The sequence below is a fragment of the Streptomyces sp. NPDC000229 genome (genome assembly GCF_040300825.1).
Classification (GTDB): Bacteria; Actinomycetota; Actinomycetes; order Streptomycetales; family Streptomycetaceae; genus Streptomyces.
This window is the reverse complement of record NZ_JBEPEL010000034.1, coordinates 37,482-61,278: the sequence shown is the minus strand read 5'-3', so window position 1 is coordinate 61,278 and position 23,797 is coordinate 37,482. Positions and strand designations below refer to the sequence as shown.

The following is a 23,797-nucleotide window of genomic DNA, read 5'->3' as shown; positions in this document are numbered from 1 at the left end:
TCTTGCGTCTCAGGACTTCTTGGCCTTCAGCTTCTCGATCTCTTCGAGAGACATGACCGGCGTCCGGCCCCGCCTGCGGCTCGCGGTCTGCTTCGCCGGGGCCTTCTTCGCGGCCTTCGCTGCCGGCGCCTTCCTCTGGGCCGGGGGCTTGTCCTCACGCTGGGCAGGCTCGGGCTCGCCCGCCTCGCTGACGGTGAGGTCGAAGACTTCGAGCACGGGGGCCGCGTCCTCATCGCACAGGTCGCGGGTCTTGGGCTCGTCCCCCTCGGTCGAGAGGCTGTAGCGAGTCGCGGGCCGGTCCCGCCTCTTGCACTTGTCACACACGCGCACGGTGATCGTTACGTCCATCTCTCCGCTTCCTCGCCCATGGGGGACTCTCGCTGTTGAGATTGTCCCCCATGGGCGGGTGCGGGTCGCAGTTGTCAGGCAGCGGCTTCGTTGAGCCTGGAGAGGTAGCGGCTACCGGTACGGCGGTCGCGCCCCATGGCCTTCGCGAGGTTCGGGCCGTTGACCTCACGGCCCTGGGCGATCAGCGTCTTCGCGGCCTCCTTGATCTCGTCGATGCTGGGGGCCGGGCGGCCGGGGCGGCGCTTGGCGCGGGCCTTGGCCACCTCGTCGACCGGCGGCTCCTCGCCGTCGAGGGTCGGCTGAACGGGCTCGGCGTCCTGGTCCTGGTGCTCGTTCTCGGTCTGGTCCTCGACGGTCACTGCGGATTCCGCCGGCACAGACTTCGCAGCTCGGATGACCATGTGGGCGACGTGTCCGGCGACGATCGCGGGGACAGCGGAGACGGCGGCGACCAGCTCCTTGGAGGAGGTCATGTATCCGGCGGAGATCCAGTGCGCGACGACCTGACCGGCGAGAGTCATGCCCAGGGCGCCCACGGCGCCAGCGATGGCGCTTCCACGGCCCTTCTCGCCCTTGGCGCGGCTCTCGGTGAACCAGACCGCCACGACGGCATACACGGACATGCAGACCGGCATACCGGCGGCGACCCACTCGTTCCATCCGGCGGTGCGGGCGAGCTGGTACTCGCCGGGGGCCGACATCGCGAGGGCGACGGCGAGCACCAGGCCGCCGACGACGTAGGCGTACCGGGGCATGCGGGCAGGCTGAGACATGGCAGTGCCTTTCAGAGGCTGTGCGGAAGAGGAGAAAGTTCGAGGGGGCCGTCAGACGCGGGACGGACGTGCCATGGCTGCGCGGGCCTCGGCGGCGCGCTCGCGGTAGTTCGCGACGAAGGCGTTCTCTGCGGGCTGGGCCTGGTCGTCAGCGGCCTGCGAAGCGGCGATCAGCTCGCGGGCAAAGTCGCTCAGCTCGACGCCAGAGCAGACGCCGCAGATACCGGATTCCTGGCCTGCGGGCAGGAGGCGGCCACAGCCGTCTGTCGCGCAGTCGGCGTACGTGCGCCACTGGCGCTTGCGCTCGGGCCGCTTGCGGTCGAGCCGGTCCTCGATCAGCTTCGAGGCGCTGTAGACCTTCTTGGGGAGACCCTGCGTCACGGCGTCAGTGATCTCGGCGATGGTGGCGCCACGGTCCAGCCAGTCAGCGAGGGACGGCACCAGCTTGCCGACCTGCTTCTCGGAGAGCTTGAGGCGGGGGTCGATCGCAGCGAAGCGCCGAAGGAGGCGAGCGGCCTCGGTCTCCTGCTTGCCGTTGCTCTTGTCGCTCTCCCCCTCCCTGTCGACCTCGGGCGCGGGCGGCGTCGGCTCGTCCTCGACGGGAGGGAAGGGAGGGTTCTTTTCCCCGTACTTAGAAGAGTCCTTTTCCCCGTTAGGGGACGTGCCCGTGTTCCGAGTAGCCGCAGGACTGGTGACCGGACGGGTGGGAACCGGGGCAGAGGCCAGGTTCGGCAGCTCGTACACGTCCACGGTCGAGACGATCTGGTTCGACTCGTCGTCGCGGGCGGTCTTCGTCACCCAGTAGCCGAACTCGCGCAGCTCCTTGACGGCCTTAGCCACCGCGGATCGACCCTGCGGGTAGTTGTCGGACAGGGTGCGAACGTTCTCCTTGACCCCGCTGGGCAGGGACAGGACGAGGGCGAGGATGCCGCGCGCCGTGTGGGAGATGCGCGGGTCCTGGATCGCCTTATTGGCGATGATCACGAAGTCCCGATCGTGCGTCGGGATACGATGGATCTGCATTGGGAGCTACCACTCTCAGTGCCGGACCCCGGAGCGTTGGCGCGCTGCCGGGGTCACCTGTTTACTTGGAAGGACAGCTTTGCTGTCCGGTCACAGCTTGACACGATCATCGGCTGTAGGTCAACCTTTACCTTGTTAGCGCAGGGTTGTACTCGTCCGACGGATTGAGGCAACGATCACAGATGGGGGACACATGCCGCCGAGGAAGATCCAAGATGAGACAGAAGTTATCCGCTGGTTCGAGGAGAATCGAACGTACGAGTGGATGCAGCAGACCTACAGGGAGAAGTACGGGATCGAGACAACGATTCCCATGTGGGCCGCCTTCCGCCGGCGGAAGGGCCTTGACCGGCGCAATCTCCGAGCTGACGACCTGATCCCCTGGAAGGTCAAGGCCGAGCACAGGCATCTCTACCCCGCCATCATGCTCAGGGCTGAGGCCCGACTACGGGCGGGCCGCGAACTCAACGAGCGCGACACGAAGCGCCTGGCGAACTGGAAGCAGACCCTCGAAGAGGACAAGCTCGTCGTGCACTACGACGAGGACACCACCGAGGGTTTCTTCTATGTCCCGCGCGAGCCGGGCGACGCAGACCTCATCCGCGCCCCCAAGCTGAAGACCGGCAACCAGGCGCGTGACTAGCTTGCCCTTGTTCGAATCTTGTTCGTATCAACCCCCCGGCTGAGACCAGCGGGGGGTTTTCTCATCCTCAAGTCGCATGGTGCCCCTGACCTGCCCCTATGTAGTGTTCACCTTACGTTCACCTGGCACGCACTTGTGTGGCGATCCGAGGCGTGACCCAGAGGAGTCGAACGGTTGACAGGCTGCGAGGGGCCCACGTAGAAAGGTCCCAGCAAGTCCAATGTTTACACATGGGGGGGCAATGGCAATGACGCCGCTGACAGGAATACTGCGGACCGATGTAGGACCGTCGCCTCTCTACAGCACGAAGTGCTTGTTCGTCCGCGACAAAGAGGACGTGCCGCATGAAGGCGCACTGCCGGACCTGTACGCGCTCGCCACTGACAGTGTCGGCCGATGGGTGCTTGCGGGTAGCAAGTTGACCCTACCGTCCGGTATGGAGCTGGTCGGGGATAACTCGACGTGGGACCGGGCCTTGATCGTGCAGCCCGACACGTCCCCTGCGCACATGCGCAAGGCTCTCGCCGTGATCCACCTCCTCGGCCTTGAGCCGCTCGACGAGGACGAGGCCGAGCCCGAGCTTCTCGACGACGGATCGGTCCGCATGTGGCTGGTCCCCATCGCCCCTGAAGACCCGTTCGAGACCACCGAAGACATGGAGGCCACCGCTTGAAGTTCGTCGACCTGACGCCCGCGCCGACCGTCCCCCGCGACGGATGGGACCGCCCGCTCGTCGTCCCGAAGCAGGGAGGCAAGCCGGTCGCCCTGACCCGCACCACGACGTTCATCGACTGCATTGAAGACAAGAGCGCCCTCTCCGACTGGAAGTCGCGCAACACCCTGATCGGCGCCGCCACGCGGCCCGACCTCCTCGACGTGGTGAGGCAGCTCGACCCCGAGGACCCGGCCGACAAGCGCAGGCTGAACCAGCTCGCCGAACAGGCGCAGGACATCGCCGGGGCCAACGTGAAGCGGGAGAAGGGCACCCACCTTCACACGCTGTCCGAGTACGTAGACCGCGGTGAGCCCCTTCCCGCTGGCACCTCCGAGCTGGACCGGCGCGACATGGCCGCGTACCTGATGGAGACGGTCGAGTTCCAGGTTCGCGCGGTGGAGAGATTCGTCGTGGTGCCCGAGCTGCGCACGGGCGGAACGTTCGACCGCACCCTCGAATACGCCGGGCCCGACCCGGACGGCAACCATGTCGAGGGCCTGTTCATCGGCGACTTGAAGACGGGCACGACGAAGTACGGCGCCCTCAAGATGGCGATGCAGCTTGCCGTGTACTCGCGCGGCGAGTTCTACGACTACACCCGCTTCCCCGTGGACCGCACGGACAAGAAGGCGTTCGCGGCCTGGAAGAAGCGGGAGGTTCCGGCGGACGAGGCCGCGCAGGCGTACACGCCACTGCATGGGGTGTCGCGGAAGTGGGGCATCATCATCAACCTGCCGGCGGGCTCCGGGGAGTGCACGCTTCACTGGGTCGACCTGGAGATCGGGTGGGCCGCCGCGCGCCTGGCCCTCGACGTTCGTGCGACCCGCAGCGTGAAGGGCGCGATGCGCCCGTGGGTGAGCGGCGTCACAGAAACGAAGGCTGCATAACCCCGGCCCGCGTGTTAAGTTTGGACCAAGAGAGAGGGAGTTGAAGTGAAGGCAGATCAGGCGGAACTCGTAACGTCCTACGCGGACGGAACGATCGGCGTCACCATCAAATACGGCAAGAGCTACGAGGACACCTGGGCCGTGTTCCGTGGCACCGTGAGGCAGGTCCGCGAGCTGATCTGCGACTACTTCGGGTTCGAGTGTAAAGATGAGACCGGACTCTCGCTGAGCGACCTCGTTGTGAACGCAACGAACCTCGCGCACGGCAAGGGCAACATCGCTTCGATCCTCGACGCCCGAGTCATCTCCGAGACTCCCGCTCAGGCCCCGGCGGACGATCCGTGGGCGGCTGCCTCGGCCACGAAGCCCGAGCAGACCTCCGACAACAAGTCCGCCTGGATTCTCGGCGAGATCGAGAAGGCGCCCAGCATCGACGAGCTGAAGAAGCTCTGGGCCGCCAATCAGGCCATGTTCGCCGACCCCGCCGTCATGGCCGCGTACAAGGCCCGCGGCTCCGCCCTGAAGAACGGGTGAGTCCGTGCCTGCCGTGATCCTCGCCTTCGTCCTGGTCGTCTCCGCGCTGGGCTCCGTCATCGTCCCGCGCTTCACCGAGCCGACCCCGTACTACCGCAACGACATCACCACTGAAGGAGAAACCGAGTGACCCTGACCTTCGTCGAAATCCCGACCGCTGGCGGCGGCTGGTTCAAGCCTGCCGACGTGAAGGACGCGGTGGCGTTCCTGATCGAGGTCAACAGCTACGAGTCCCAGCGCCCCACCCCCAACGGGCCGAAGGACTCCGCCCTCTGCGACATCACCATCTTCAAGGACCGCGAGAGCCTGGAGAAGCTCTCTCCCGAGATCAACAAGGGTACGCGAGTCGAACAGACCCTTCTCGCCCGCGACCTGGAGAAGGTCGTCGGCAACGCGACGATCGTCAAGCTGGATCAGGTTCCGCCGAAGCGGCCCGGCGCCCACCCCGCGTGGGTCTGGCGTCCGGTGAACGACGCCGCAGTCCGCAAGGCCGTCATCGAGTACGCGCAGGCGCGCGAGGCCGCCGTGAACGCGGCTGTCGCCGACGCCCCCGACTTCGACTGACGCACGCGAGGTGTGGGGGCCGGTCGTCCGGCTGGCCCCCGCCTCGCGGGTCTGGAGGACCCGTGACCCGTCCCGACTGGGACTGCTGGGCCATGAGCATTGCCGAAGCCGTCTCGACCCGTGCCGACTGCACGCGGGCGCAGGTCGGCGCCGTGCTCCTGTCCCGTACGAACCGCGTGCTGAGCGTCGGCTACAACGGCCTGCCGGCGGGACTGCCCGGCTGCGCGACGGCGGCGAACTGCCCAAGGGGGCGGCTCACGACCGAGGATTGCGCCCGCGATTCCGACTACTCGAACTGCGCGGCCGTCCATGCCGAAGCCAACGCCATCCATCACGCCGACCCCACTCAGCTCCGGGGCTCGACCCTGTACGTCACCCGCATGCCGTGCCCGGCCTGCACGACCCTGATCCGCTCGGCGGGCATTCGCCGCGTCGTCCACAGATGAGAGGAGCCGCTCAGTGCTGACCCCCGCAAGGTCGCTGGCGCTGCATGCCGAGTCCGGCAAGGAGCTGCCGCGCGTTGAGGCGTTCGACGCCCTGTACGGGATGGGGTGCCGTCCGCGCCATGGCGAGGTCATCATGATCGCGGGCCGGTCGGGAACTCAGAAGTCCGGCTTCGCTTTGTACTGGGCCGCGATGATGAACCTGCCCACGCTGTACTTCAGCGCGGACATGTCGGCCTTCACCGCCTCGTCCCGCCTTGCGTCGATGGCGACCGGCGACACCACGGAGATGGTCGAAGCCGGGATGGCTGCGGGCGGACGCCATCGCGAGGAGTACCTGTCCGCTCTCGCGGGCTCGAACATCACCTTCGCCTTCGGCTCGCCGATCACCTGGAAGAACATCGACGAGGAGTTGGAGGCGTTCATCGAACTGTGGGACGCCTACCCACAGGTGTTCGTCTTCGACAACTTGATGGATTTCGACGGGGCCGAGTCCGACTACACCGAGCAGATGGCCGTGATGAGCGGCCTTACTGAACTGGCCCGCGCGACCGGCGCGACCGTGATCGTCCTGCATCACGCGAGCGACAAGAGCTGGGAAGCGAAGTCGGACCCGTGGGCCCCGCCGTCCCGTGACCAGGTGAAGGGCGGCCTTTCGGAGAAGCCGGAGCTGTCCCTCTCCGTGGCGCTGGACCCGACCTCGCACGAGTACCGGGTCGCCGTGATCAAACAGCGCATGGGGCCCTGCGACCCCACGGCCAGGCGGTACGCGAGCATGCGGTGCCACCCCGAGGTGACGCGCTTCTCCAAGCTCGAACGCGCGGTGCCGGCGGCTACTCCCGCGAAGCCTTGGTCTCCCACGGATGCCCTGATCAACTAGAAGGCGGTGTAAAGTTTGACCACGATCACGACGCGCAACCGGGCCAACAAGCGCAAGGGTGCCGACTGGGAGATCGAACTCATGGCGGGCCTGCGGTCCGTTGGTGAAGACGTAGAGCGGCTGCGGCTGACGGGAGCGGAGGACGAGGGCGACCTCGCCATACGTGAGGACGACGGCCTTTTCACCATCGTCGAGGCGAAGAACGCACGGTTCGAGCCGGGGCCCTTCCTCGACGAGGCGCAGCGCGAGCGCCTGAACTTCGCCAAGCATCGGGGCATCGACCCGGACCGCGTGGAGTCGGTCGTCATCGTCAAGCGCCGGGGGAAGAACTGGCGCAAGGCGTTCGTCCTGACCACGGTCGAGGCGTACTTCGGCCTGGACGACGCCGAGTGAACGCCACCACCTTCGAAGAGGCCGCCGAGTACGAGCGCCTGGTCGACGAGCTGAACCACTTCGATCCGGATACGGCCGGGGCCGCAGGGCTGGAGTCCCTCGGCTACGACGACCGGAAGGGCTGGTTCGTCGGAAGGCGGGTGCCGTGAGGTTCCGCCGGATCGACAGCGACCACGAAGACCAGGACCACGAGAAGCCCACCCTCGAAGCCGTCTTCGAGCACTACGACATCGACTTCAACTCGCACCGCGTCACGGGCATGGCGGCATGCCCGCTGCACGAGGACAACACCCCGTCCATGTCCTTCAACACGGACAAGGGCCTGTGGAAGTGCCACTCCTGCGGGAAGGGCGGTGACTCATTCAATCTGATCATGGAAAAGGAAGGCACTGACTTTGTCGGAGCACGAGCCCTTGCAGCCTCTCTCGCCTTCGCAACGCGAGATGCTGGAGGAGGCGACGAGCGCGTATCAGGCAGCTCTTACGCCGGGCGTCGCGCGGTATCTCCTCGACCGGGGAATCGGCCGCGAGGAGGCGGTTACACACCGGCTTGGCGTCGTCGGTGACCACCCGTTCCCCGGCCATGAGCGCTTCCGCGGAATGCTCGCGATCCCGTACCTCGACCGCAACGGCGCCCCGCTGACCGTGCGCTTTCGCTGCCTTGAGGAGCACGACCACCGGGCCGCATTCCACGGCAAGTACAACACGATCAAGGACGACCCACCCCGCATGTACGGCATCGCCGACGTGCACCAGGCCGGGGACACGATCGAGGTGACCGAGGGCGAACTCGACCGGATCATCCTCCGCAAGATCGGCCTTCACGCGGTCGCCATTCCCGGCGCCTCCCTCTGGCAGGGACGGCACCGCCGGATGCTCGCAGGCTTCAACCGCGTCCGCATCTGGGGCGATCCGGACGACGCGGGCGCGGAGTTCACCGCTCGAATCTGCCGGTCCCTGCGATCCGCCAAGGGCGTGCGGCTGCGGGACGGCGACGTGAGCGAGACGTACATGCAGGGGGGCGCTCAGGCCCTTCTCGACCTGATCAAGGAGAACGACCAGTGACCACCGCCCCCGCCAAGAAGGCCACCCCTCGCAAGGCGCCGGCACGGAAGGCCGACCCGCTCGCGGCTGTGCTCGCGGAGGTGCAGGCCGCTGCGAACGAGGTCGGCCCGCTGCCGCCTCACCTCGTCGGCGGCGTGTACCCCGAGCGGGGCACCGACGCCTACCGGAAGAGGGGCGAGGAGTGGGCGATCATCAACGCCGACCGGGGCGAGGTGGGCGTCCTGGGCGTGGATGGCCTGGCGATCGAGGTTGCCTTCGCGGCCTTCGGCGGGCGCACGCCCGAGGAGATCCGCAAGGGCCTCGTCCGTCTGGCCTCGCTCGCGGTCGCCGCCATCGGCCAGATCGACGGGGAGGGGAAGTGAGCGACCTGCCCGGCGCCCCCGGCCCGACCCTCAAGCGCATCTACGAGGAGCTGGAGCCCGACGTACGGGAGACCGTCGTCCTCCGCCTTCTCGACATCGGCTCCTCGGCCGAGCGCCTCGCCCTCGTCCTGCGCAAGCACGGGCACACCGTGTCCGCTTCCACGATCCGCACGTACCGCCGTTCTCTCCGTGATGGGGTGTAAACTTTGGACCGTTCCGAGCTGCTGAACGACCTTCTCCGTACGCCGACCGCTCCGGCCGTCCCCGGCCGCCAGGCCGACCCCGAGAAGGACTTCACCCGTCAGATAGAGGTGTCGGGCGACGCGGCCGAGGTGACCGTCCGGGGCCCCGAGGGCATCGACCCCGAGTCCACGGCGGCCGACGTGCTCCGCGCTCACCACCTCGACCCCGCCGAGTGGGAGGTCACCGGCTTCCGGTCGAGCGAATGGACCATGGCCAGCGGTGAGCCCGGCGTCTCCGCCCGCTTCTCCTTCGGCCGCCGCAAGGTGCCGGCGGTTCTTGAGCGTCCGGACATCGACGAGCTGCTGACCGTCTTCGACGAGGCGCCCGGCTTCGTCCAGGACGACGACGAGGGCGAGTTCACGTACATCGTCGCCCTGGGCGACATGCAGTTCGGCAAGATCGACGGCGACGGCTACGAGGGCACCCTGAAGCGAGCGATGCACTGCATCGACCGGGCCGCCGAGCTGCTCACTGAGTACCAGAAGCGCTTCGACATCGAGCACGTCCACCTCGCGTGGCTCGGTGACCACGTCGAGGGCTACGTCTCGCAGGGCGGTGCGAACGTCTGGCGGACGCAGCTCACCCTTACGGAACAGATCCGCCTTACCCGCCGACTGATGGCGTACGCGATCATCCGCTTCGCGCCGATGGCGAACCGGCTGACGGTCGTCGCGGTGCCGGGCAACCACGGTGAGGCCGTACGGCCGGGCGGTAAGGGGACGACCCGCTACGACGACAGCCACGACACGGACGCGCTGATCTCGGTAAGCGAGGCCCTGGCCCTGGCGGGCGAGGAGTTCGCCCACGTCGAGGTGTTCGTGCCCGACACGGACGAACTGACTGTCGTCGTCGAGTGCTCGGGCACGGTCGTGGCCCACGCCCACGGGCACCAGTGGAAGCCGGGCCGTCACTTCGACTGGTGGCGCGGCCAGGCTTTCGACAAGACGAGCGCGATGCACACCGCCGATCTCCTCTTGGCCGGTCACTTGCACCACGAGTTCGTCGACACGGACGGCCCGCGCACCTTCGTGCAGGTCCCCGCCATGGAGTCCGAGTCGACGTGGTGGCGCCACCTGAAGGGCACGCGCGGGGCGCCCGGCCTGATGGTCATGGTCACGAAGGACGGCGCCGTGCCGGTCAAGGAAGTGGTCCGGTGACTGCCCCCGACTGGCGGGTCCTCGACCTGCCCGAGGTAGTGGCCCTCGCAGGCCGGGCCGCTCGGCGTCTTGCGGACGGCTACGAGGACACGCTGACGATGGAGTACGAGGACGCCCGGCAAGAGGCGTTGATCATCCTGGCGACGAAGCCCGCGATGGTGAACGAGTGCCTGGCCGACCCGAACCTCGGGCTTGGCGTCCTCTATCACCGCCTGGTCCTCGATCTGGTCGACCGAGTGAAGACCGAGGCCAAGTACCGCATCCGTCACACCTCCTACGAAGCGGCCTGCGACGCGGCCGATAAGGGCCGTGTGTGAGCGGGTACGACCGACGCCTTGTCGAGCACCTGCTTCCGGCCGTGTGGGACGTGGAAGCCGCCTACGGCATCCGCAACCCCACGGCCCCGGATGCAGACATGCCCAAGGGGACCGTCGACAAGAAATCCGCGGGCGTCCTGTTCGCCCACCTCGCCGACATCCGGCGGGGCTGGAAGACGGCCCCACTCTCCCTGGTCGAGCGCCGGGCGCTGTTCATGCGCTTCGGCCTCGACTGGGACGACCGGCGGATCGCTGCCCGCGAGGCCGTGACCGACCGGGCCATCCGCTACCGCCTTGAGCGCGGGGTCGGCAAGCTCGCCGCCCACCTCAACGGCACTGACTACGTGGACAGTTACGACGAATTGGAGACCGCAGCGTGAGCGAACCCCTGCCCGAGGAGCCGCCCGTCGAGGAGTCCGCGCCCGGCGTGGAAGCTCCCACCGGCATGGCCCCGGAGGAGTACGAGTTTTGGGACGACGCGACCCTGACCTACTACGAGCGCCAGGCGGACGGGGTGGTCATCGCCCGGCCCTACACCGAGGCCGAGGTCGCTCAGCACCAGGACGAGCAGGCCCTCGACAGCCTGCACGCCGAAGCCGCATTCGCGATCGGCTACCTGGACGAGCGGATCGACATGAGCCTCGCCTACCTGGCGCTGTCGGAGCCGACCGCCGAGCAGACGGCGGCGCAGGTCAAGGTGCTGTCCGACCTGTCCGCGTACAGCGCCGGAACGCTCAAGCGGCTGATCAAAGTTCTGGCCGTCATGTTGAACAAGCCGGTCTGACGTTGGCCGAGCTGCTGATCACCACCAACACCACCACCCCGAAGGAGAGACCCATCACCACCGCCTCTGTCCCGTTCGGCCCCACCGGTCAGACCGTCTACGAGCGCACCTACAGCCGCACGAAGGCGGACGGCTCCCGCGAGACGTGGCCCGAGACGGTCCGCCGCGTTGTGGCCGGGAACCTCGGCCTCGTCTACGGCCCCGCCGAGGGCTGGAGCGAGGGCGTACGGGCCGAGCATGACGAGCTGGTCGCCCTCATGGACCGCTTCGCCGTACTGCCCGCAGGGCGCCACCTGTGGGCGTCCGGCGTGAAGGGTCGCCAGTACCTCTTCAACTGCCACGTCAGCGGGTGGGGCGAGAAGCTCAGCCGGCACTTCGAGTTCTCCTTCCTGCGGCTCATGGAAGGGGGCGGTGTCGGCGCCAACTACTCGACCCGCTTCCTCAAGCAGTACGGCGCCCCTCGTCGGCCCCTGACCGTGCACATCGTGTGCGACCCCGCCCACCCCGACTACGAGGACATGAAGGCCGCGGGTGTCCTCTCGACGGACTACGACTCGGACTGGACCGGAGCGTTCGAGGTCGAGGACTCCCGCGAGGGCTGGGCCGCCGCACTGGTCGACCTGATCGACACCCACATGACCGACGACGAGGTCAAGCACGCTGACCGCGTGTACGACGTGAGCCGCGTGCGCGGGAAGGGCGCCCGCCTGAAGACCTTCGGCGGCGTCGCCTCGGGCCCGGCCCCGTTCGCCCGCATGATGCAGGAGATCGGCCGCGTCCTGTCGACCTCGGCCCGCGAGTCCGGCCTCTGGCACGACGCCGACTACCTCACGCCCACCGAGGCTATGGAGATCGACCACGCCATCGCGGAGTGCGTCGTCTCCGGGGGCAACCGCCGCTCGGCCCGTATGGCGATCTGCGCGTGGAACGACCCGCACATCGAGGACTTCCTCCGCTGCAAGAGCGACCCCTCGCGGCACTGGACGACGAACATCTCCGTCGAGATCGACCAGGACTTCATCGACTACCTGTCCAACGGGAAGCACGACGACTTCGGCCCCGGCGGAAACGAGCTGGCCTACATGGTGCACCGCAAGGTGGTCGACGGGATGCTGAAGAACGGCGAGCCCGGCTACTGGAACTCGACCGCCTCGAACGTCGGCGAGCCCAACGAGGTCGTCGCCACGAACCCGTGCGGCGAGATCGCGCTCATGCCCTGGGAGAACTGCAACTTGGGGCACGTCAACCTCGACGCCTTCGTACTGAATGGGCACGAGGCGTACGACGAGACCGGCCTCAAGCGGGCGCACGAGCTGATGGCCCGCTTCCTCGTCCGCGCGACGTACGGAGACGTGAACGACGCCGAGCAGGCCGAGCGCCTGGCCGCACAGCGCCGGATCGGCGTCGGCCACCTGGGCGTCCAAGGCTTCCTCGCGAAGCAGGGCATCCGCTACAGCGAGGCGCCGGCACACACCCGCTTCCGACTTCTCCTCGGCCGTCTCAAGCGGGTCGTCCGCCAGGCCGCCCGCGACTACGCCTTCGAACTGCGCATCCCCGAGCCGGTCAAGGTCACGACCGTCGCCCCCACGGGCACGATCGCGAAGATGCCGGGCGTCACGGAGGGAATCCACCCCGTCTACGCCCGCACCTTCCTGCGGCGCGTCCGCTTCTCGATAGCCGACCCGGACCAGGCCGCGAAGGTGGCGCAGTTCGAGTTCGAGGGGTACAAGGTCGAGCCGTGCGTCTACGACCCGAGCGGGAACACGATGGTCGTCGAGTTCCCCACGCTGGACAAGCTCGTCGCCGAGGTCGAGGCGCGCGGCTATCCGGCGGACCTGGTGGAGTCGGCCGACGAGCTGACCCTCGCCCAGATGCTCGCCTTCCAGGCGATGTACCAGACCGAGTACGCCGACAACGCGGTGAGCTTCACCGCGAACGTGCCCGAGGGCCTGGACCTCGACGAGACGGCGGACGTGATCGAGGTGTGGCTCCCCCACTTGAAGGGGACCACGATCATGGTCGACGGCACCAGGCCGCAGGCTCCGTACGAGCGCATCACCCGCGAGGAGTTCGACGCCTACGAGTCGTATCGGGTCGAGGACTCGACCGATGAGGATTGCTCGACCGGCGCCTGTCCGGTCAGGTAACTCCCTTGCGCGCATGTAAAGTTGGGACCTTCCTTTGGGAGGTCCCTTCCGCGCGTTCCAACGTTAAGCTGTGACCATGTTCAAGATGACGTGGGCGCTGGTCGCCGAGCACGCGGACGAGTGGACCGGTGACGACTTCAGCCAGGCGGCTGCGGTCCTGGACGAGAAGGTCGGCGCGGCCGTCACGGCGAGCGGCATGACTCCCGACACTCAGGAGCACTGGCGCGAGACATTCCTCGTCCCCGTGCGGGACGGCATCACTGCCGCCGGCAAATCCGCGGTGGAAGCCGGGCGCGACTGGAGCAAGGCCGCAGGCCCTCTCCTCGTCGCCCTCACCCCGGCCGCCTGAACACGAAGGTCCCCACGTACCGCACGCGGGGACCTTCTGCGTATCGCTCAGGCAGCCTGGACGACCGCGAGCGCCCGCTCGTTGAAGTCGGCAACGAGCCGGTTCTTCCCGAAGGGCTGCATCCGCCGACGAAGATCCTGTACGGCCTCGACTGCGCGAGTGCTCTTGACCTGACTGGCCAGGGTTAGGGTCCGCAGCCCGGCCGCGTAAGCCGAGTCCACGTCCTTTCGCTGGACATGGCTGACCGCGAGCGCCGCTTGCGACATCGCCCCGCGACGAGCCCGCTTCTGCGCGTGCGCGTGCTCGATCGAACGCAAGGCGTGCGTCTCCGACGACTTGGGCTCGCCAAGGTCGCGGAACGTCATCGCGTGCTCTCCGTGCAGGTAGGCAGGGTCGATGAACTCCGCCCACGCCTGTTCTTGTTCCGGACGAACTCGCTCGAACGCGGTCTCCGACTGGACGACGGCCCGGCTCGCGGCCACCTTGTCGCCGAGCTTGGCCAGGGCCCGCGCTTCGAGGCACCACAAGTCCGCCAGGCAGGCGGGCGACTCGGCCTTGCTCAGGCCGTGCCGACCTGCCTGGGCGAGGCGCCGCCCTTCCTGCGGGTCACCGAGTAGCGTCGCCTGGTCCGCCATGCCGGCGAGGACGTGGGCGCCCAGGGCGGCGTTCTTGGACTCCTCCGCCAGGCGGAGCGCCTGAATGAGGTAGCGCTGAGCGACGCCGTGCTCTCCGGAGTCGTAGGCCATCCAGCCGAGAAGGTAGGTCTGCTCTGCGGCGGCCTCGCACAGGGCCCGCCGGACTTGCTCGGTGTGCGTCCGGCGGAGCAGTGGATAGACGTGCTGGGTCATGTAGTCGGCCAACACCAGGCGTCCAGAGCCTCCGCCCTGGAAGATGTCCATGCGCTGGAAGGTCTCGAACATCGACTTGACGGCCGTCACGTCTTCGAGCCGGACGCGAGGCCCGCTGGTCGGTTCCTGGTCCAGCGTGTTCATCAGCCAGTCGCGCGAGGGCCCAACCCCGGCGACCGCAGCGAATGGTGCGGCTGCAAGCAGTTTGCGTCGGTCCACGTCAGCTCTCCCGAGTTCGGCAACTGCTTTCACGGTAGCCGTGAACGAGGTGTCGTAGACGAGTGCGGAGTCCACCGAAGAACCCTCGCCGAAGCCAAGGTCGTACGTGGTGACGCGGAAGCCGAAGTGGTCCGAGAAGACATCGGAGATGATGTCCGGAATAGGCGCCCGAGGCTTCTCGCCTTCGATCCAACACCTGATGCGCGTCACGCCTGGGGCAATGTGAGGCTGCTTGTACTCGCGAGCCTTCGCCTTAATGCGGCGCGCTAATTCCGCCCGGCTCATGCCGGACCGGGCCAAGTGGTCTGCAAGCTGCTCGTTGCGCATCTTCACGTCAGGGCCTCCGGTTAACGCGGGTCGAAAGCGACACCCTTCGACACCCCCCAACACGGTACCCAACTCCTCACGCTCGGTGTTACCTTGATGTACCAAGTCGCCAGATCAGGAGCGCACACCCGCTACTCGAAGGCCGCGAAGGGGGCGAGTCGTGAGTCTCGCAAACCGCCGGTTCGTAGTGCTCCGCCTCACCGAAGAGGACGCGAAGGCCATGCCGCTTGACGTGGAACTGATCACCGCCAGCATCGACGCCGCCTCGGGGATGGAACTGGGCACCTCCACCCGCCGGGACATCGACCTCGCGGTTGACCGCCTCCTCGGCCACCTTCGCGAGGTGATGGCCGAGGAACTCGGCGCCGACGCGGACCCAGAGGTCCGAAAGCTATTCCAGGAGGCGTACCGGCTGCTCGATCTCACCACGCGCCCCACGAGCGTCACCCCCGTCTTCGGCGCCTTCAACTACATGCGTGATGTCGCCAACCTGACTCGGCGCCTGATCAGCGTCTACACCGAGAGGCACGGAGCGGGTGTTACGTGAGCCCGAAAGCCCAGCAGATCGCTTACGTCGTGACCGTACTGGCTCTGGGAGCAGCCCTGTTGCTCGCCATCTTCAGCGACCAGAAGCCCCACCGCGGCGCCCCCTCGGTTGGCGGCAGTGGGTCTTCCAGGGCCTCATGATCCTCGCGTCGCTGACCGTGGGCTGGGCGCTCTGGATCGTCAACCAATGAACTTCCGCCCCCGAGTGACCACGCACCCGGTTCCCCCTGGCTGCATCACCCTCGGGGGCGGAGACTGAACCCCGCCTCGACTGCCTAGCACCCCCCGTGAAGAAGGACAGGTCGGGCAGTCGAGGCGGGCGCACGACCCTCTCGCGCAACCGCCGAGAGGGCTGGGAACGCACCTGGGAGTGTCGAATGACCACCGCAACGATTCCGTTCGCCGCCCGCGCGGCCTCCAAGCCGTGCCTGGTCACCACGTCCATCGCGGGCGTCACCTGGGACGAGGAGCGTCAGCTCAACGTCCAGGCGGACGGCTCCGCCTGGCACACCGCCGAGCACGCCGCCTCGACCACCGACACCAACCTCGACGGCCAGGGCGACGACGTGTCCGACCCCTACTTCGCCCCGGCTTCCTGATGTCTGCCGCCCGACCCGTGCTCGTCGTCGCTGAGCAGCTCGACGCCTCCGCCGATATGGTCGTTGACCAGCTCAACCAGCGGGACGTTCCTGTGATGCGGTTCGACTCAGCCGACTTCCCCCAGAAGGTGACCCTGGCCGCCGGCCACGGGCCCACCGCAGCAGGTTGGGAAGGCGTGCTGGACGACGGGCGCCGATCGGTGCGGCTGGAGAACGTCCGGGCCGTCTACTACAGGCGGCCCGGCCGTCCCGTCATCGCCGACACCGTTGCCGAGCCGTATGCGACCTGGGCCCAGAACCAGGCGGACGCCGCAATGCTGAACCTTCTCTCGGCTCTGCCTGTTCGCTGGATCAACAACCCGCACTACGACCGGATCGCCGCCCACAAGCCACAGCAACTCGTCGCAGCCACTCGCGCTGGCCTGCGAGTACCTCGCAGCCTGATCACGAACGACCCGGACGCGGCCCGCGCCTTCGCCAAGGAGGTGAATGGACCGCTGATCTGCAAGCCGGTCCTCGGCGGCCGACTGCACACGGGCGAGGATCGAGCGCTGATGGTCGCCACCCACAGCATCGAGCCAGACGACTTCGACGACAGCCTCCGCCTGACCGCCCACTACATCCAAGAGGCCATCCCCAAGCAGTACGAAGTGCGCCTGGTGGCCGTGGACGGGAACCTCTTCGCTGGCACCCTCCTCGGCACGTCCGAGAAGGCCCGCACGGACTGGCGCACCGACTACGAGCACATCGAATACGGCACGACGGAAGTGCCGGACGCGGTGGCGACGGCTGTGCGGCGCTTCATGGCCTCGTACGGCATCGTCTTCGGCTCATTCGACTTCGCCGTGACACCCGACGACGAGTGGGTGTTCTTCGAGAACAATCCCGCCGGCACCTGGGCGTGGGTCGAGAATCGCACCGGCCTGCCCATCGCTGCCGCGCACGCCGACTACCTGCAAGGGAACACCGCATGACACGGCACAGCGACGCGACAGCCGAGGAGCTGCGCGCCCAGTTCGCAGGCGCCCTCGGCCAGGGCCGCACGAGCGAGTGGCTCGCAGCCTTCGCCGACGTGCCGCGAGAACTCTTCGTCCACTCCTTCTACCGGCAGGACCAACAGGGCGGGTGGCGGGAGGTGACCGTGGGAGACCCGGCCTTCCTGAAAACGGTCTACTCGAACACGGCGCTGACCACGCAGCTCGACGAGCGAGGTATCCCAACCTCGTCCTCCAGCGAGCCGGGGCTCATGCTGGCCATGCTCGACGCCCTACGCGCCGACACCGGCCACACCGTGTACGAGCTGGGCACAGGCACCGGTTACAACGCCGCCCTACTCGCGTGGCGCCTGGGGAGCGACAACGTGGTCACCGTGGACGTGGACCCCGTTCTCACGCAACTCGCCCGCATGCGCCTGTCCCGCGCCAAGTTGCACCCCACCGTGATCACCGGGGACGGAGCCGAGGGGCACGAGGACCGCGCCCCGTACGACCGCATCATCGCCACGGCCGGGCTCCGGTGTATCCCGCCCGCACTCCTCAGCCAGGCGCGCGACGGGGCGATCATCGTCGCCCCCATCGGCTTCGGCGTCGCCCAGGTCACTGTCTCGGGCCGCGGTGAGGCGGGAGGACAGTTCCTCTCCCTCCCGGCACACTTCATGCCCCGCCGCGAGCCGGGGAAGCCTCCCGCGTTCGCGGAGCTGGAGGCTCAGGAGGCCGAGCGAACCGAGGTGCCGGCAGAGGATGTGCTCGATCGGCTGAAGTTCCCGCTCTCCCTCGCTCTGCCCGGCTACAACTCGTGCTCCTGGCGGGACGACGAGGGCCGCCTCACAGGCGTGGGCCTGTGGACCGCCGACGGCTCAACCGCAAGCGTCCATGTCGAAGGGAAGGTGCGGCAGACCGGACCGCGCCGCCTCTGGGATGCGGTCGAGGAACTGGCCAAGCACTTCCCGCACGGCACCCCTGCGCGGGAGGAGTTCGGCCTCACGATCACACCGGCCGGTCAGCGGGTCTGGTACCGGGAGCCCCACGGCCCTTCATGGGAGCTGCCCCCCACATAGGGACCCCAGTCCAGAGCCCCGGCTCGTCCGCTCCCCCCGTGGCGGATGGCCGGGGCTCTTTCCTTACTGGGCCTGCTCCGTGGCGGTCGTGAATGCGTCCTCGCGGGCTTCGAGTACAGCGTCGACCGTCTGCTCAATGGCCAGGGCCGAGACGGCGTGCGGGTTGAGGCAGGCGCCAGTCTCCTTCGCGAGGACTTCACCCGTGTCGTTGCGGGTGACGACGGTCGTCACGACATGCTCGACCCCCGGCTCGTCGTTCAACGACGCCCTAACCGTGGTGGTCACTTCGAGGTCGTGGGCGAGCGGCGCCTCGACCGTCATCGTCAGCCTGTTGCCCTCAGCCTCGACGAGCCCAACCGACTGCGGCGTGCCGGGTGACGTGGTGTCCAGCCAGAGCGAGAAGACGCCCACCTGATCGACAACCTCCTCCAAGGGGTCGGGCAGGACTTCCTTCAGCTCGTTCTCGTCCTCGTAGACCTTCTCGCCGCTAGTTGGGTAGTACGGCTCGTCGGACGTCGTGCCGGCGGAGGGCGCACTCTTGCCCTTGTCCTTCGGCTTCGTCTTGCCGGTCTCCCCTGCGGCCTTCCCTGGCTTCTTGGCTGCCGACGAGGAGTCGCCCGAGGTCTTGGTGCCTCCGCCTGCTGCGGACGCTCCCTTGCCCCCCTTGAGGACCGGATCGGCGCCCCCTGAATACCCCTTCAGCTCGGCCGGGGCCGCCTTGATGAAGACTGGGTGGTTAGGTACGACGACATCCTCCGGGTGCGCGTGCACTGTGCCGTCCGGGGCCGTGTGGATGGTGGCGTTGTCGCCGTAGGCCAGGGAGTAGGCGTCCCGCTCGGACATACCCCGGCGCATCGCCTCGCGTATGAGGGCCTTGCGCTGTTCCTCCGTCAGCGGCACGCCTGCAATGCCGCCTCCGCCGTCGAGGTAGGTGGGCATGTAGCCAGGGTCATGCGTTGCCCGGTAGGTCTCCGTCTCCGGTCCACCCACGTCCCCACGTCCGGAGGCGGCCGGACGGTCGTCGCTTATTGAGGTGAGAGTGAGCGTCGTGAAGGCGGTTGCAACAATGAGTCCGTATCCGGCTATCGCAAGTCTTCGGTCACGCTGACCCTTCGCAGGTATCCCCAGCACTCTCCCGATCGGGTGCGTGCTGATGACTTCCTGTGACGACGGTCCGCGTCGGCCCATGGGTGAACCCCCTGCAAACGGAGTGTGAACTTCCGGTGAATCCAATCACGAACACAAGATCGTTTTAGGTTCTCATCGCTCCGTTCTCATCTTTACACTGTGAGGTGAGCCACCTACTCGCGTAGCGTTCCGGACATAGGTCACCGCTTATCGGACACACCTATCAATCGGGTTGGTTTCTTCAATTTCTCCCTATTGATCACACTGTGCCAGGGTGAGGCGTCCAACCCCTCAGCACTACCGAAGGACAGAACGTTGCTCACTGTTGGTGACCAGTTCCCCGCCTGGAAGCTCATGGGCGTAGAAGGCCCGTCCGCAGACAAGCTGGAGATCAAGGAGTATTCTTCGGAGGACTTCAAGAACGGTTGGTCAGTGGTCTTCTTCTGGCCGAAGGACTTCACCTTCGTCTGCCCCACCGAGATCGCCGCCTTCGGCAAGCTGAACGACGAGTTCGCCGACCGTGACGCCCAGATCCTCGGCGTCTCCGGCGACTCGGAGTTCGTGCACCACGCCTGGCGCAAGGACCACGCCGACCTGCGTGACCTGCCCTTCCCGATGCTCGCGGACTCGAAGCACGAGCTGATGCGCGACTGCGGTGTCGAGGGCGAGGACGGCTTCGCCCAGCGCGCCGTCTTCATCGTCGACCCGAACAACGAGATCCAGTTCTGCATGGTGACCGCCGGCTCCGTCGGCCGTAACCCCAAGGAGGTCCTGCGGGTGCTGGACGCCCTGCAGACCGACGAGCTGTGCCCGTGCAACTGGACCAAGGGCGAGGACACCCTCGACCCGGTCAAGCTCCTGTCCGGCGAGTGACGAGGCGACTGATCTGACATGGCTCTCGACGAACTGAAGTCCGCCATACCGGACTACGCCAAGGACCTGAAGCTGAACCTCGGCTCGGTCATCGGCAACAGCGAGCTCCCCCAGCAGCAGCTGTGGGGCACGGTCCTGGCCTGCGCGATCGCCTCGCGCTCGCCCAAGGTCCTGCGCGAGCTGGAGCCGGAGGCCAAGGCCAACCTCTCGCCCGAGGCGTACCAGGCGGCCAAGTCCGCCGCCGCCATCATGGCGATGAACAACGTCTTCTACCGCACGCGTCACCTGCTCTCCGACCCGGAGTACGGGACGATGCGCGCCGGTCTGCGGATGAACGTCATCGGCAACCCGGGTGTGGAGAAGGTCGACTTCGAGCTGTGGTCGCTCGCCGTCTCCGCGATCAACGGCTGCGGCATGTGCCTGGACTCGCACGAGCAGGTGCTGCGCAAGGCCGGCGTGGACCGCGACACGATCCAGGAGGCGTTCAAGATCGCCTCGGTGATCCAGGCGGTCGGCGCGACGCTCGACGCCGAGGCCGTCCTCGCCGAGTAGCCGCCTGCGCGCAGGTCGTACGAAGGGGCCCACCGACATCCGTGTCGGTGGGCCCCTGTCGTGGTGCGTTCACGTGCGGAGCCCGGCCATCAACGCCTTCATGTCCTTGACCATGAGGCCCTTGACGCCGTCCATGGCGGAGTAGTCGGGCTCGAGCGGAGGTTCCTCCTCCGGGCCGTACTCCATCTGCATGCTCACGGTGAGGGACAGCACGGCCTGCCCGTCGAGCACCGTCAGCGAGGCGTAGCCCGCGTCGTCCTGTGCGAAGAAGGCACGCTCCCCCACGCCGGCCACGGGCTTCCACTCCCAGTCCTCCCAGGAGTCGGCGGTCGTGAGGGGCTCGAACTCGGGCCCCGGGTCGGTCTTCTTGTGCAGCTGGTACGCAAGGTCCACGGAGAACGACGGCTCGGCGGTCCCGAACATCACCGAGCACCGCGTCTGGTCCAGCGCCTCGTGGACGTCGTGCTGGTCCAGGCCCTGCGTGCTCGGGTCCCGCTTGCCGAGCGCGGCGCCCAAGGCCGTCAGCCGCGCGTCGCCGCACAGGTCGTCGCTCGTCCGGTAGCCGCCCAGGTCCGGACCGGCGGCCTGGTACGCGTACAGCCCGCCCGCCCAGAGGGCCGAGGCCACCAGCGCGCCGCCGAGCGCCCACAGCCAGGGGCGCCGGGCCCACCGCTCACCGTGCGGCCCGGGCTCCACGGCCGGGGCCGGCCCTTGCGGCGTCGAGGGTACCGGGCCGTCCTCCCCCACGAGTTCCGGTTCGGATATCACTCACCCTCCTTGGGCGCGGTCCCGGGCGGCGGGGTCGGCGCCGCGCCGTGAGCCGTCGCCCCGTGCGGCGGTGGTGTGGCGCGCAGCGCCTGCTCCTGGCTGTAGGCGCGCAGATAGCCGACGACCGTATTGGTGACCGCGACCAGCGGGACCGCCACCACGGCGCCGCCGATGCCGGCGACCAGACCGCCCGTCGCGACGGTGAGGACGACCGCGAGGGGGTGCACCCGCACCGCGCGCCCCAGGATGAACGGCTGGAGCACATGCCCCTCGATCTGCTGCACCGCGAGCACCACCAGCAGCACCATCAGCGCGGTGAAGACGCCCTGCGTGACGAGGGCGACGATGACCGCCAGCGCGCCCGAGACGACCGCACCGACCAGCGGGATGAAGGAGAAGAGGAAGATGAAGACGCCCAGCGGCACGGCCAGCGGTACATCGAGGAAGTAGATGCCGAGGCCGATGAAGATGGCGTCGATCATGGCGACGATCACCGTGCCACGCACATAGGCGGTCAGCGTGCGCCAGGCACGCGGGCCGGCACCGGCGACGCCCGGGCGGGCCTGGGCCGGGACCAGCTTCAGCCACCAGTTCCACACCTTCTTGCCGTCGTACAGCAGGAAGAGCGTCGAGAACATCGTCAGCAGGATGCCGGTGAGGATCTCCACCATCACGGTCACGCCCTGCAGACCGGCGGTGGTGATTTCCTCCGTGTTCGTCCCGATCGTGTCGCTGAGGTTCTTGGCGATGTCGTTGATCTGCTGCTCGGTGACGTGGAAGGGACTGTCCAGCAGCCAGGCCTTCAGCTCGTCGATGCCGTCCCGGACGCGGTCGGAGATGTCGCCCAGGTTGTCCATCACCTGCCAGACGACGAACCAGCCGACCAGCCCCATGATGACGAAGCCGGTGATGGCGGTGACGGCGGTGGCGAGACCGCGCGGCAGGCCCCACGTCCTCAACCGGGCGACGGTGGGCTGGAGAATCGCGGTGATCAGCAGCGCGGCGACGAAGGCGAGGACCACCAGCCGCACCTCGCTGATGACCTTCATCAGCACCCACAGGGTGCCCGCGAGGACCAGCAGCCGCCAGCCCGCCTCGGCCGCGACCCGGATACCCCAGGGGATGGCCGCGACGGGATCGGGCCGTGCGGCGACGGCAGGGGCGTACGTGGGAGGCGCGGGCACGCTGTCCGGTAGGGACGGGGGCTCGTCCCCGGCCGCGCCCGCGGCTCGGCGCTCGTCCAACCGCTGTCCCATCCGGGTCAGGCCGGCTCCCAGTCTGCCGAGCCACCCTGGCACTTTCGACATGATCTTCCCTCTTCCCCCCACCACTCCCCCCGGGAGTTACGGCCCCGACGGTACACGCACGGAGCCCCTCACCGTAGGACGGTGAGGGGCTCCGGAAAGTTGAGCCGGGCGGGCCGCCTAGTACCAGTTGTTGGCCTGCCAGAAGTCCCATGCGCCGCACGGGCTGCCGTAGCGCTCGTTCATGTAGTTCAGGCCCCACTTGATCTGGGTGGCCGGGTTGGTCTGCCAGTCGGCACCGGCGGAGGCCATCTTGGAACCCGGGAGCGCCTGGACCAGGCCGTACGCGCCGGACGAGGGGTTCTGCGCGCGGTAGTTCCAGTCGGACTCGTGGTCCACGATGTTGCTGAAGCACTGGAACTGGTCGCCCGGGATCATCTGGCGCGCCATGGCCTGGACCTCGGCGACGCTGTAGGACGACTGCGCGGAGAAGCTGGAGGCGCTGCGGACCTCGTCGCGGCTCGCGCGCTCCTCGGCCTCGCGCTGCTTGCGCTCCTCCTCGGCCTTCGCCGCCTTCGCCTTCTCGGCCTCCGCGTCGGCGGCGGCCTTCTTGGCCTCGGCGTCCTTGGCGGCCTGGATGCGCGCGGCTTCCTCGGCGGACTTCTGCGCGGCCGAGTCGGCGGCGGCGGCCTGGGCCTCCGCCTGCTGCGTCAGCGACGAGACCTGTACCTGGGCCTGCTCGCCGACGGGGATGTCGGCCAGGAGCGTCGTGTTGGCGGCGGCCGCCTCGAAGTTGTCGTTCGAGGGCTGGGTGTTGCCCGAGGCAACACCCACGACGGCGCCGACAGTGGTGACCGCAGTGGCCGAAGCCACCGCGAATCCCCGGACCGAGATCCGGCTCACACGGTTTTCCTTCCAGCATCGTCCGCTTAGGTGACCTCGCGGGCGAAAATCTTGCCCCTGACGCTGGTCCCCCCACTGCTGGGTCACGGGGGACACGGGCCCGGTGGG

Annotated in this window: 34 protein-coding genes; 26 read left to right on the top strand and 8 right to left on the bottom strand. The window is 67.8% G+C overall.

Translation table 11 applies throughout. The features are described from left to right. Positions 1–9: 9 nt before the first annotated feature. The 3 genes from ABT360_RS18575 to ABT360_RS18565 all read right to left on the bottom strand — a co-directional run bounded on the left by ABT360_RS18575 (position 10) and on the right by ABT360_RS18565 (position 2,144). Positions 10–348, bottom strand: coding sequence for a hypothetical protein (locus ABT360_RS18575; protein ID WP_351817093.1), 339 nt, complete (start codon positions 346–348; stop codon positions 10–12). A gap of 74 nt (positions 349–422) precedes the next feature. Then, complete coding sequence (locus tag ABT360_RS18570) at positions 423–1,103, bottom strand: hypothetical protein (protein WP_351817090.1); 681 nt, start codon at positions 1,101–1,103, stop codon at positions 423–425. A gap of 69 nt (positions 1,104–1,172) precedes the next feature. Then, positions 1,173–2,144 carry a hypothetical protein gene (locus tag ABT360_RS18565; protein WP_351817087.1) on the bottom strand — a complete coding sequence of 324 codons (972 nt, stop codon included), beginning with the start codon at positions 2,142–2,144 and terminating at the stop codon, positions 1,173–1,175. A 265-nt stretch (positions 2,145–2,409) separates the two neighbouring features. On the opposite strand from ABT360_RS18565, the gene ABT360_RS18560 reads away from it, so the two are divergent. The 20 genes from ABT360_RS18560 (at position 2,410) to ABT360_RS18465 (ending at position 13,626) form a co-directional block, all read left to right on the top strand. Then, entirely contained in the window at positions 2,410–2,787 is a 378-nt protein-coding gene (locus tag ABT360_RS18560; RefSeq protein WP_351817084.1) for a hypothetical protein, read from the top strand. A gap of 313 nt (positions 2,788–3,100) precedes the next feature. Continuing rightward, the gene (locus tag ABT360_RS18555) at positions 3,101–3,460 is read left to right on the top strand and encodes a hypothetical protein (protein WP_351817081.1); all 360 of its coding nucleotides are present in this window, start codon (positions 3,101–3,103) and stop codon (positions 3,458–3,460) included. Beyond that, the gene (locus ABT360_RS18550; protein ID WP_351817078.1) at positions 3,457–4,389 is read left to right on the top strand and encodes a hypothetical protein; all 933 of its coding nucleotides are present in this window, start codon (positions 3,457–3,459) and stop codon (positions 4,387–4,389) included. Before ABT360_RS18555 ends, ABT360_RS18550 begins: the two co-directional genes overlap by 4 nt. Before the next feature lie 45 nt (positions 4,390–4,434). Continuing rightward, entirely contained in the window at positions 4,435–4,923 is a 489-nt protein-coding gene (locus ABT360_RS18545; protein ID WP_351817075.1) for a hypothetical protein, read from the top strand. Between the two features lie 4 nt (positions 4,924–4,927). Next, positions 4,928–5,053 (top strand): hypothetical protein, encoded by a 126-nt coding sequence (locus tag ABT360_RS18540; protein ID WP_351817072.1) that lies wholly within the window; start codon positions 4,928–4,930, stop codon positions 5,051–5,053. Next, on the top strand, positions 5,050–5,487 hold the full coding sequence (locus tag ABT360_RS18535) for a hypothetical protein (RefSeq protein ID WP_351817069.1): 438 nt from the start codon (positions 5,050–5,052) through the stop codon (positions 5,485–5,487). Before ABT360_RS18540 ends, ABT360_RS18535 begins: the two co-directional genes overlap by 4 nt. A gap of 62 nt (positions 5,488–5,549) precedes the next feature. Then, positions 5,550–5,933 carry a deoxycytidylate deaminase gene (locus tag ABT360_RS18530; RefSeq protein WP_351817066.1) on the top strand — a complete coding sequence of 128 codons (384 nt, stop codon included), beginning with the start codon at positions 5,550–5,552 and terminating at the stop codon, positions 5,931–5,933. Positions 5,934–5,946: 13 nt separating this feature from the next. Further along, the gene (locus ABT360_RS18525; RefSeq protein WP_351817063.1) at positions 5,947–6,810 is read left to right on the top strand and encodes an AAA family ATPase; all 864 of its coding nucleotides are present in this window, start codon (positions 5,947–5,949) and stop codon (positions 6,808–6,810) included. A 15-nt stretch (positions 6,811–6,825) separates the two neighbouring features. After that, positions 6,826–7,203, top strand: a complete 378-nt coding sequence (locus ABT360_RS18520; RefSeq protein WP_351817060.1) for a hypothetical protein — start codon at positions 6,826–6,828, stop codon at positions 7,201–7,203. Continuing rightward, entirely contained in the window at positions 7,200–7,352 is a 153-nt protein-coding gene (locus tag ABT360_RS18515) for a hypothetical protein (protein ID WP_351817057.1), read from the top strand. The genes ABT360_RS18520 and ABT360_RS18515 overlap by 4 nt, the downstream gene beginning before the upstream one ends. A gap of 110 nt (positions 7,353–7,462) precedes the next feature. Then, on the top strand, positions 7,463–7,768 hold the full coding sequence (locus ABT360_RS18510) for a CHC2 zinc finger domain-containing protein (RefSeq protein ID WP_351817122.1): 306 nt from the start codon (positions 7,463–7,465) through the stop codon (positions 7,766–7,768). Then, positions 7,650–8,267 (top strand): topoisomerase, encoded by a 618-nt coding sequence (locus ABT360_RS18505; RefSeq protein ID WP_351817119.1) that lies wholly within the window; start codon positions 7,650–7,652, stop codon positions 8,265–8,267. The genes ABT360_RS18510 and ABT360_RS18505 overlap by 119 nt, the downstream gene beginning before the upstream one ends. Next, positions 8,264–8,629: a hypothetical protein gene (locus ABT360_RS18500; RefSeq protein WP_351817055.1), complete on the top strand. Its 366-nt coding sequence runs from the start codon at positions 8,264–8,266 to the stop codon at positions 8,627–8,629. The genes ABT360_RS18505 and ABT360_RS18500 overlap by 4 nt, the downstream gene beginning before the upstream one ends. Continuing rightward, positions 8,626–8,832 carry a hypothetical protein gene (locus ABT360_RS18495; RefSeq protein ID WP_351817053.1) on the top strand — a complete coding sequence of 69 codons (207 nt, stop codon included), beginning with the start codon at positions 8,626–8,628 and terminating at the stop codon, positions 8,830–8,832. The genes ABT360_RS18500 and ABT360_RS18495 overlap by 4 nt, the downstream gene beginning before the upstream one ends. Before the next feature lie 3 nt (positions 8,833–8,835). Beyond that, positions 8,836–10,029, top strand: coding sequence for a hypothetical protein (locus ABT360_RS18490; RefSeq protein ID WP_351817051.1), 1,194 nt, complete (start codon positions 8,836–8,838; stop codon positions 10,027–10,029). Next, entirely contained in the window at positions 10,026–10,346 is a 321-nt protein-coding gene (locus ABT360_RS18485; protein WP_351817049.1) for a hypothetical protein, read from the top strand. Before ABT360_RS18490 ends, ABT360_RS18485 begins: the two co-directional genes overlap by 4 nt. Continuing rightward, complete coding sequence (locus ABT360_RS18480) at positions 10,343–10,726, top strand: hypothetical protein (RefSeq protein WP_351817046.1); 384 nt, start codon at positions 10,343–10,345, stop codon at positions 10,724–10,726. The genes ABT360_RS18485 and ABT360_RS18480 overlap by 4 nt, the downstream gene beginning before the upstream one ends. Next, the gene (locus tag ABT360_RS18475; RefSeq protein ID WP_351817043.1) at positions 10,723–11,130 is read left to right on the top strand and encodes a hypothetical protein; all 408 of its coding nucleotides are present in this window, start codon (positions 10,723–10,725) and stop codon (positions 11,128–11,130) included. The genes ABT360_RS18480 and ABT360_RS18475 overlap by 4 nt, the downstream gene beginning before the upstream one ends. 2 nt (positions 11,131–11,132) lie before the next feature. Beyond that, a complete protein-coding gene (gene nrdJ / locus ABT360_RS18470) occupies positions 11,133–13,277 on the top strand; it encodes a ribonucleoside-triphosphate reductase, adenosylcobalamin-dependent (RefSeq protein ID WP_351817040.1) in 2,145 nt (714 codons plus the stop codon). Positions 13,278–13,353: 76 nt separating this feature from the next. Continuing rightward, positions 13,354–13,626, top strand: coding sequence for a hypothetical protein (locus ABT360_RS18465; RefSeq protein ID WP_351817038.1), 273 nt, complete (start codon positions 13,354–13,356; stop codon positions 13,624–13,626). 47 nt (positions 13,627–13,673) lie between these two features. Here ABT360_RS18465 and ABT360_RS18460 read toward each other — a convergent pair whose 3' ends face one another. After that, positions 13,674–15,020 (bottom strand): transcriptional regulator, encoded by a 1,347-nt coding sequence (locus ABT360_RS18460; protein WP_444852269.1) that lies wholly within the window; start codon positions 15,018–15,020, stop codon positions 13,674–13,676. A gap of 160 nt (positions 15,021–15,180) precedes the next feature. Between ABT360_RS18460 and ABT360_RS18455 the strand changes: the two genes are divergently transcribed. The 4 genes from ABT360_RS18455 (at position 15,181) to ABT360_RS18440 (ending at position 18,221) form a co-directional block, all read left to right on the top strand. Then, entirely contained in the window at positions 15,181–15,567 is a 387-nt protein-coding gene (locus ABT360_RS18455) for a hypothetical protein (protein WP_351817033.1), read from the top strand. 376 nt (positions 15,568–15,943) lie between these two features. Then, positions 15,944–16,165, top strand: coding sequence for a hypothetical protein (locus tag ABT360_RS18450; RefSeq protein ID WP_351817030.1), 222 nt, complete (start codon positions 15,944–15,946; stop codon positions 16,163–16,165). Between the two features lie 17 nt (positions 16,166–16,182). After that, on the top strand, positions 16,183–17,139 hold the full coding sequence (tgmB, locus tag ABT360_RS18445) for an ATP-grasp ribosomal peptide maturase (protein WP_351817027.1): 957 nt from the start codon (positions 16,183–16,185) through the stop codon (positions 17,137–17,139). After that, the gene (locus tag ABT360_RS18440; protein WP_351817024.1) at positions 17,136–18,221 is read left to right on the top strand and encodes a methyltransferase domain-containing protein; all 1,086 of its coding nucleotides are present in this window, start codon (positions 17,136–17,138) and stop codon (positions 18,219–18,221) included. Before tgmB ends, ABT360_RS18440 begins: the two co-directional genes overlap by 4 nt. A 63-nt stretch (positions 18,222–18,284) precedes the next feature. On the opposite strand, the gene ABT360_RS18435 is transcribed toward ABT360_RS18440, so the two are convergent. Beyond that, entirely contained in the window at positions 18,285–19,409 is a 1,125-nt protein-coding gene (locus ABT360_RS18435) for a hypothetical protein (RefSeq protein ID WP_351817021.1), read from the bottom strand. Between the two features lie 255 nt (positions 19,410–19,664). On the opposite strand from ABT360_RS18435, the gene ABT360_RS18430 reads away from it, so the two are divergent. Both ABT360_RS18430 and ABT360_RS18425 read left to right on the top strand, forming a co-directional pair. Continuing rightward, entirely contained in the window at positions 19,665–20,222 is a 558-nt protein-coding gene (locus ABT360_RS18430) for a peroxiredoxin (protein WP_351817018.1), read from the top strand. An 18-nt stretch (positions 20,223–20,240) separates the two neighbouring features. Beyond that, positions 20,241–20,774: an alkyl hydroperoxide reductase gene (locus ABT360_RS18425; RefSeq protein WP_351817015.1), complete on the top strand. Its 534-nt coding sequence runs from the start codon at positions 20,241–20,243 to the stop codon at positions 20,772–20,774. 69 nt (positions 20,775–20,843) lie between these two features. Here the strand turns inward: ABT360_RS18425 and ABT360_RS18420 are convergent, their stop codons facing one another. From ABT360_RS18420 to ABT360_RS18410, 3 genes are all read right to left on the bottom strand, one after another. Continuing rightward, positions 20,844–21,542, bottom strand: coding sequence for a hypothetical protein (locus ABT360_RS18420; protein ID WP_351817012.1), 699 nt, complete (start codon positions 21,540–21,542; stop codon positions 20,844–20,846). Then, positions 21,539–22,849 (bottom strand): AI-2E family transporter, encoded by a 1,311-nt coding sequence (locus ABT360_RS18415; protein WP_351817009.1) that lies wholly within the window; start codon positions 22,847–22,849, stop codon positions 21,539–21,541. The genes ABT360_RS18420 and ABT360_RS18415 overlap by 4 nt, the downstream gene beginning before the upstream one ends. Before the next feature lie 117 nt (positions 22,850–22,966). Continuing rightward, the gene (locus ABT360_RS18410) at positions 22,967–23,689 is read right to left on the bottom strand and encodes a transglycosylase SLT domain-containing protein (protein ID WP_351817006.1); all 723 of its coding nucleotides are present in this window, start codon (positions 23,687–23,689) and stop codon (positions 22,967–22,969) included. Between the last annotated feature and the right edge of the window lie 108 nt (positions 23,690–23,797).

Excerpts from the sequence above, each read along its gene's own strand:
- ABT360_RS18575 (WP_351817093.1), bottom strand. The coding sequence starts at position 348 with ATGGACGTAACGATCACCGTGCGCGTGTGTGACAAGTGCAAGAGGCGG.
- ABT360_RS18570 (WP_351817090.1), bottom strand. The coding sequence starts at position 1,103 with ATGCCCCGGTACGCCTACGTCGTCGGCGGCCTGGTGCTCGCCGTCGCC.
- ABT360_RS18565 (WP_351817087.1), bottom strand. The coding sequence starts at position 2,144 with ATGCAGATCCATCGTATCCCGACGCACGATCGGGACTTCGTGATCATC.
- ABT360_RS18560 (WP_351817084.1), top strand. The coding sequence starts at position 2,410 with ATGCAGCAGACCTACAGGGAGAAGTACGGGATCGAGACAACGATTCCC.
- ABT360_RS18510 (WP_351817122.1), top strand. The coding sequence starts at position 7,463 with ATGGCGGCATGCCCGCTGCACGAGGACAACACCCCGTCCATGTCCTTC.
- ABT360_RS18465 (WP_351817038.1), top strand. The coding sequence starts at position 13,354 with ATGTTCAAGATGACGTGGGCGCTGGTCGCCGAGCACGCGGACGAGTGG.
- ABT360_RS18460 (WP_444852269.1), bottom strand. The coding sequence starts at position 15,020 with ATGCGCAACGAGCAGCTTGCAGACCACTTGGCCCGGTCCGGCATGAGC.
- ABT360_RS18450 (WP_351817030.1), top strand. The coding sequence starts at position 15,944 with ATGACCACCGCAACGATTCCGTTCGCCGCCCGCGCGGCCTCCAAGCCG.
- ABT360_RS18440 (WP_351817024.1), top strand. The coding sequence starts at position 17,136 with ATGACACGGCACAGCGACGCGACAGCCGAGGAGCTGCGCGCCCAGTTC.
- ABT360_RS18435 (WP_351817021.1), bottom strand. The coding sequence starts at position 19,409 with ATGGGCCGACGCGGACCGTCGTCACAGGAAGTCATCAGCACGCACCCG.
- ABT360_RS18425 (WP_351817015.1), top strand. The coding sequence starts at position 20,241 with ATGGCTCTCGACGAACTGAAGTCCGCCATACCGGACTACGCCAAGGAC.
- ABT360_RS18415 (WP_351817009.1), bottom strand. The coding sequence starts at position 22,849 with ATGTCGAAAGTGCCAGGGTGGCTCGGCAGACTGGGAGCCGGCCTGACC.